Genomic DNA, 8,680 nt, shown 5'->3' with positions numbered 1-8,680 from the left:
ATATGCCCACCACCATAGCCGGGGAACGTGATACACAAATCGCCACCCGCTGGTCCGGCTCCACGCCCAAAGCAATCAGCTGATGGGCCAGCCGGTTGGCGCGAGCATTCAATTGCGCATAACTGAGGGTCTGTGCTTCATACTCTAACGCAGTTGCGTCCGGGGTTTTCTCTACCTGTTGTTCAAACAACTGATGAACGCACCACTGGTCAGGGTAGGCCGTTTCCGTGGCATTCCAAGTTTCTAGCAGCAGTTTCCGTTCCACTTCCGGCAAGATATTCAGTGCCTGCACCGGTGTCTCAGGGGCTTGTTCAAGCGCCTCTACCAAACTTTCCAGCGCTTGTTGCATGTAACCGCACAAGTTTTCCGGATCAAACGGTTGTACTACCTGAGCGGTCAATCCCAGCGATTCACCAAAATCCTCCACCGACAGCACAAACGGATAGTTGGTCCGCTCCTGACCACTCAGGAATTCAATACCGCTTATCAATTCATCTGACGTTGCCAGCAAGGCATTATGCCGATAGTTCAACAGGCTGCTAAAGAGTGGGATATCCCCCCGCACCCCGCTGCAACGCTGGGCCAGCGCCAGTGAAGCATGCTCATGCGTCAATAATCCGGCCAACCGGGTATGGGCGGCCTGTACACTGTCTCGTACTGGGGTCTCATTGATATCCAGCCGCAACGGCAGGGTATTGATAAACAGCCCCATGCCATTGTCGGCACCTTCGCCTGCCGCCATCCGCCCAAATAATACTGTGCCAAACACCACTTTCTCCTGCCCGCTGGTACGCGATAATACCTGCGCCCAGGCCAGATGACACAGCGCCGCCAGACTCACGCCCAAACGCCGGGCCTGACTACGCAGACGATCATTCAACCCGACGGGCAGCATCCGGTAAGATTCCGTCACCTGTGAACCATCACGATGCACCTCCGTCAAACCAAACGGCAGGGTGGGTTCATCCACCTCCGCTAACATGTCAGTAAAGAAACGGGTGTGTTCTTCCTGACTGACCCCCAACCGGGCCTGAGCGACCAGATTGCGGAAAGGTGTTGGCACCGGCAAGCTGCCCTCCCGTCCAGCAAGATACGCCTGAACCTCGTTGTTCATCACATCCATCGTGGTGTGGTCGCCAATCAGGTGATGTTGCAACTCCAGTAAGAACCAGCGGCCATCGGTCTCCTGCGCCACCACAAAACTCAGCAACGGTGCCTGACCTAAATCGAGACGATAATGACGAGGATTAAAACGTTCAGCCAGTTGATCACAAACTGGCCCATCAGACGGGTCCAGCGTCAATTCAGTCACCGACAAAGGTGCCTGACGCCAGACTACCTGAGCAGGCACAGACAACTCTTGCCAGATAAAGGCGGTCCGCAGGATGTCATGACGATCAACCACCTGTTGCACCGCCGTCAAATAGCGGTCCAGCAGAGTCCGGTCAGCAAAGACCATCTGGTTGGCTAACAAATACGGATCACCTTCGCTTGCCAGTAAATGGTGGAACAAAATCCCGTCCTGCAACGGTGACAACGCATAGATATCCTGAATATTGGCCATCCCACCCGGTACCTGCCCGACGATACAGTCAATCTCTGGCTGAGTCAGATCTATCAGCGGCAACATTTCCGGTGTCAATGCTGTGGTTGTTGGCGTAATAACATTAGCAGGCACGATCACAGCCCGATACTGCCCCAACGTTTGGGCCAGTTCAGACAACACCGGCGACTGGAACAGATCACGCACCGCCAGGGTCAATCCCTGATGACGCAGGCGTTCAATCATGCGTACCGCCAACAATGAATGGCCGCCCAGTGCGAAGAAGCTGTCATACCGACTGACCTGTTCAATCCCCAGTAATTCACGCCAAATCGACGCCAGGGCCATTTCTGTTTCTCCCTGAGGCGCGGCGTAAACCTGACGGGCAACCGCTTCACCATCCGGAGCAGGTAGCGCACGACGATCCAGCTTACCATTCGCAGTCAATGGCAATGCATCCAGACGTACAAAAGCACTTGGCACCATATAATCAGGTAGCAGGGCACTTAGGTATTCACTCAAACTATTAACCAGCCCCTCATGCGCTTCCGCCACCACATAGGCAACCAGCTGTTTATCCTGCCCCTCACCCAGTGCCAATACAACAACCTCACACACCGCCGGGTGCTCTGCCAGACGCGTCTCAATTTCTCCCAGTTCAATCCGGAAACCACGGATTTTAACCTGCTGGTCGTTGCGGCCCAGGAATTCCAGATTACCGTCCGGCAGATAACGAGCCAAATCCCCGGTCCGGTACATGCGGGCATCTGGGTTATCACTGAACGGATCAGCAAGGAAACGTTCAGCGGTTAACTCAGGGCGATTAAGATAACCCTGGGCTATCCCATCTCCACCAATATAAATCTCGCCGGTTACTCCCAGCGGCACCGGTTGACCATCAGCATCCAGCAGATAAACCTGCGTGTTAGCTACCGGTCGGCCAATAGGGACGTTGGTTGCTCCCTGCGCTAATGCATTAATACGGTATGTCGTAGTAAAGGTGGTGCCTTCACTCGGCCCATAGCCATTTAATAACTGTTGTGGCGGATTTTTGCTCAGCACCTGACCAATGACATAAGGGTCAAGGGCATCTCCCCCGACAATCAAGATTTTAATCTGCGGAAGAACCGGAGATAACTCTGCCGCCAGCCAGTTAAACAACCCGACAGTCAGCCACATAACTGTGACGCGGTGAACCTGTAAAGCCTGTACAAACTCCTGTGGTGTCAATAACGTAGTGCGGTCGATAACCACCAGCGTTCCACCGTTGAGCAAGGGTGCCCAAACTTCAAACGTGCTGGCATCGAAAGCCGGATTAGCGGCGAAGGCAACCCGGTCATCCTGCCCAACTTCAGCATAGCCATTATTGATGACCAGCCTGACCACCGCACGATGAGGTACGACCACGCCTTTTGGCATGCCAGTCGAGCCGGAGGTGTACATGATATACGCTGATCCGGTACTGTAACGCGCCAGATCAAGGTTGATACGATCTTCCTCTCTGCCCGTATTTTCCTCATCAGAAAGACGCAGCAGCGGAACTGAGAGGCCAGCCGAGATATCAGTTTGCGCATCAGTAATCAACAAATTGGCTGAACAATCATTTATCAACCAATTTCGCCGTTCTTCCGGCACACGGGTATCTATCGGTACGTAAACGGCACCAACCTTAAGGATAGCCAATTGGGCCACCACCAGTTCAACCGACCGCTCCAATAGGAGCACGATGTACTCATCCGGACAAACCCCTTGTTCGATCAACTGACGAGCAAACCGGTTAGCACGCATATTCAGTTCCGCATAGCTTAAAGTCTTATCTCCTGCTATCAGGGCCGTCGCCTCTGGAGTTTTCGCTGCCTGCTGTTCAAACAACTGATGAATGCATAACTGCTCAGGATACGTGGTTTCCGTCGCATTCCATGTTTTTAACAACAACCTCCGCTCCACTTCAGGCAGGATATTCAACGCCCGTACCGGGGTCTCCGGGGACTGGTCGAGCGCCTCAACCAAACTCTCCAGCGCCTGTTGCATATAGCCACATAACCGGGCCGGATCAAACGGTTGCACTACCTGAGCCGTCAGCCCCAGCGATTCGCCAAAATCTTCCACCGACAGCACAAATGGATAGTTAGTCCGCTCCTGTCCACCCAGAAATTCAATACCGCTTATCAGGTCATCTGGCGTTTCCACCAGAGTATTATGCCGATAGTTCAACAGACTATTAAAGAGTGGGATATCCCCCCGCACCCCGCTGCAACGCTGGGCCAGCGCCAGTGAAGCATGCTCATGCGCCAATAATCCAGCCAATCGGGTATGGGCGGCCTGCACGCTGTCCCGTACCGGGGTTTCATCGATATCCAGCCGCAACGGCAACGTATTGATAAACAACCCCATGCCATTTTCGGCACCCTCACCTGCCTGCATACGCCCAAACAGCACTGTGCCAAACACGACATTCTTCTGACCACTGGTATGCGACAACACCTGCGCCCAAGCCAGATGACACAACGCCGCCAGACTGACACCCAAACGCCGGGCCTGACTACGCAGACGGTCATTCAACCCAGCGGTCAGCATCCGGTGAGATTCTGTCACCTGCGAACCATCACGATGCACTTCCATCAAACCAAACGGCAGGGTCGGTTCATCCACCTCTGCTAACATGTCAGTAAAGAAGCGAGTATGTTCTTCCTGACTGACACCTAACCGCGCCTGAGCCACCAAATTACGGAACGGTACCGGTGTCGGTAGGTTGTCTTCCTGACCCGTCAGATACGCCTGCACTTCACGGTGCATCACTTCCATCGTTTCATGGTCACCGATCAAGTGATGATGCAATTCCAATAAGAACCAGCGACCATCGGTCTCCTGGGCAATGACAAAACGCAACAGCGGGGCCTGACTCAGGTCAAGACGATACTGACGCGGGTCAAAACGCCGGGTTAACTGGTCACTGACCGAACCGTCAGCTGGGTTTAGTGTCAATTCAGTCACTGACAATGGGGCCTGACGGCAGACCACCTGCGCCGGGACTGATAATCCCTGCCAGATAAAGGCGGTCCGCAAAATATCGTGCCGATCAATTGTCCGTTGAACCGCCGCTAAATAATGATCCAACATAGCCCTGTCAGCAAAAATCATCTGGCCGATTAACAGATACGGATCACCTTCATCCTCCAGCAGATGGTGGAATAGGATACCGTCCTGCAACGGCGACAGCGCATAGATATCCTGAATATTGGCTATCCCGCCCGGTACTTGGTCGATAATGCGCTCAATCTCAGGCTGAGTCAGGTCAATCAACGGCAACAGATCCGGTGTCAGCACCGTAGTATCCGGTGTAATACGGTTGGCAGGCACCTGGATTTCATCATGCTGAACCAGAGACTGTGCCAGAATACAGAGTGTTGGATGCTGGAATAGCGTTTGTACGGATACGCCCAGACCGACACGCCGTAATCGTTCAATCATGCGCACCGCAAGCAGTGAATGACCGCCCAGAGCAAAGAAGCTGTCATGTCGGCTGACCTGCTCAACATCTAGCAGCTCACACCAGACAGCCGCCAGCATTATTTCTACCTTTCCTTGCGGAGCTTCATAGACCTGACGGGCAAACGCCTCCTCCCCTGGCGCAGGCAACGCCCGGCGATCCAACTTACCGTTAGCGGTCTGCGGGAAAGCATCCAGACGCACAAAAGCCACCGGGACCATATAGTCAGGTAAAACAGCACTCAGATGTTCACGCAAACGGGCTGCCAACTCTTCATGGACTTCCGCTACTACATAGGCCACCAGCCGTTTGTTCTGCCCATCATCCAACGCCAGTACTGCCGTCTCTTGCACCGCCGGGTGTTCCATCAGTCGGATTTCAATTTCACCCAGCTCAACCCGGAAACCGCGGATTTTAACCTGCTCGTCGTTACGACCTAGGAATTCCAGATTGCCGTCCGGCAGATAGCGGGCCAAATCCCCGGTACGATACATCCGCGCACCGGATACTGGACTGAAGGGATCTGGTATAAAACTTTCCTTACTCAATTCTGGCCGGTTCAAATAACCCCGTGCCACTCCGACGCCACCAATATACATTTCACCAACACAGCCTAATGGTACTGGCTGACCGTATCTGTCTAGCAGGTAGACACAGGTATTTTTAAGCGGTTGACCGATAGAACAATCATCGGCTGGGGATACTATCTCCTTACAGGTCGCCGTCACGGTATTTTCCGTCGGGCCATACGCGTTCAATAGCCGCGGTCGGTGGATTTCCCGCGCAAACCAATCCTGAACCGCTCTCTTTTTAACCGCCTCACCCCCAATGATGATCAGCCAGAGACAATCCGGCAGCGGTAATCCATCGTCTCTGGCAATTAATTCGGACCAAAATGACACAGGCAGAGACATCACCGTGATACGATTTTGCCAAGCTAAGGCAATAAATTCCTGTGCAGAAGCCAGCCAGCTGTCATCACGCATCACCAGCGTGGCACCGTTGCATAATGACGAGAAGCATTCTTCTACTGAAACATCAAAAGCAAAAGAAGCAAATTGCAATAACCGGTCTTGCGCCGTGATTGCATAGGTCTCATTAAAACCCAAATGACGCTGATATATCGCCTGATGTTCCACCATCACCCCTTTCGGCTGCCCGGTAGAGCCAGAAGTATAGATGACATACGCCAAATGCTGTGGTGTCAATGCCGTCACCAATGGATTACTATCCGGCAGGTCTGGCAGGGTATTCGGGTCAAGTACAGTCAGCCCGGCTAACGACTCGTTACCCAGTGCTGCCTGCCCGGTCATATCCGCTAATACCACTGACGGCGTAGTATCATTCAGGATATATGTCAAACGTTCCATTGGATAAGTTGAATCCAAAGGCACATAAGCGCCACCCGCTTTCAGCACTGCCAACAGTGCTACCACCATGGCCGGGGAACGGGCCACACAAATCGCCACCCGCTGGTCCGGCTCTACGCCCAGAGTAATCAGCTGATGAGCCAGCCGGTTGGCGCGGGCATTTAACTGCGCATAACTGAGGGTCTGCTCTTGATACTCCAGCGCCGTCGCCTCCGGAGTTTTCTCCACCTGTTGCTCAAACAACTGATGAAGACATAACGCATCAGGATACGCGGTTTCCGCCACGTTCCAGGTTTCCAATAACAACCTGCGCTCTGCCGGGGACAGGATATTAATTTCCCCAATCCGCTGTTGAGCAGGAGCAACCATTGCCTGCAGTACCATGTGCAGATATCCCACCTGCCGTTCCATGGTCGGTTGATCAAACAGGGCGGTGGCATAACTCAGCACACCGGCAATCCCGTCCTCCTCTTCTAACAAGCTAAGATCAAGATCAAACTGGACGTCACCAAGAGCTTGATCGACCGCTGACACGGCCAGTCCCGGTAGTTGCCATTCCGTGTTCTCATTGTTCTGCCAGGCAAACATCACCTGGAACAACGGCGTATGCGCCAATCGGCGCGGCGGCTGCACGATTTCCACCACCTGATCAAACGGTAGATCCTGATGTTCCTGTGCCGCTAAGGCGGTTTGCCGTACACGTGACAGCAACTCGGTTACCGTCAGCTCACCCGATAAATCAATACGCAACGCCAGCGTATTCACAAAGAATCCGATCAACGGCTCCACTTCCTGACGACTGCGACCGGCACTCGGCGTGCCTATCACCACATCCTCCTGACCTGACAGACGCGACAGGACTATTGCCCAGGCTGACAACAGCGTCATGAATAACGTGACACCGTGTTGCTCACTCAGACGTTTCAGGGCGGTCGTTAACGCCGCATCCAGGTTAACCGGCACGACATTGCCGGCAAACGACTGCTCAGGCGGACGGGGCCGGTCAGTGGGTAAATCCAGCAGAACCGGCGCATCAGCCAGCATGGTACGCCAATAGTCAGATTGAATCCGGGTACGTTCAGCCGACAGCCACTGACGCTGCCAGGCGGCGTAATCCGGGTATTGAATCGCCAGCGGTGGCAATGGGTCCGGTTGCCCGGCCAGAAATGCCGTATAGAGTGCATTCAGTTCACGTATCAGCACACTGACAGACCAGCCATCGGAAACAATGTGATGCTGGGTGAGCAAGAACCGGTATTCATCATCGGCAAGCCGGATAAGACGGCCGCGGATAAGCGGACCACGGTCAAGATCAAATGACGTGTGGGCTTCCTCGTCACTCAAACGCTCAAGCACCATGTCGGCATCCGGGAGTCCACGCAGGTCATGTTGAGATAAAGGCAAGCCGCTATCCGCTTCCAACAGCCGTACTTGCGGTTGACCGTCAACCGAGACAAAGACCGAACGTAACGCCTCATGACGAGCGAACAAAGTATCCAGCGCCTGCTGCCAGGCCACGATATCCAGTTGACCACCCAAGCGCAGGGCCATCGGGATATGATAAGTCTCACTGACGCCATCCAACTGCGCCAAGAACCACAAGCGCTGTTGAGCAAATGACAGTGGCAGCACTTCCTCACGGGATATCGGCAGGATAGCCGGCAATATAGCGTCCTTTTGACCAAACCGGGCCTGCATGACCTCAGCAAAAGCCATCAACGTGGGGGATGTGAACAAGGTGGTCAGCGGCAGTTCGACACCCAACGCGGCCACACGGTTCATCACCCGCATTGCCAGTAACGAATGGCCGCCCAAGGCAAAGAAATTATCGTGCCGACTGATCTGTTCAATCCCCAGCAACTCACACCAAATCGCCGCCAATGTGGTTTCTGTCTCCCCCTGCGGTGCCTCATAGCTCTGACGGGCAAAGGCTTCATTGTCCGGTGCCGGTAACGCCCGGCGATCCAGCTTACCATTCGGGGTCTGCGGGAAGGTATCCAACTGCACAAACGCGACCGGGACCATATAGTCAGGTAAAATCGCACTCAGGTATTCACGCAAATCCGCAGCCAATCCCGCATTCTTCTCCGCCGCCACATAGGCAACCAGCCGTTTGCTCCGTCCATCATCCAATGCCAGTACCGCCGCCTCTTGCACCGCCGGATGCTCCACCAACCGCGCCTCAATTTCCCCCAGTTCAATCCGGAAGCCCCGGATTTTAACCTGTTCGTCGTTACGACCCAGAAATTCCAGATCTCCGTCCGGCAGATAGCGGGC

At 54.1% G+C, this 8,680-nt stretch carries 1 protein-coding gene; it reads right to left on the bottom strand.

Features of this window, described 5'->3' with window-relative positions; translation table 11 throughout:
* Window positions 1-8,680: amino acid adenylation domain-containing protein (locus C5469_RS21500; protein WP_166310607.1), on the bottom strand; the 8,680-nt coding region annotated here is incomplete at both ends.

Source organism: Photorhabdus cinerea (genome assembly GCF_011189575.1).
GTDB lineage: Bacteria > Pseudomonadota > Gammaproteobacteria > Enterobacterales > Enterobacteriaceae > Photorhabdus > Photorhabdus cinerea.
This window is presented reverse-complemented; position numbering and strand designations above follow the sequence as displayed.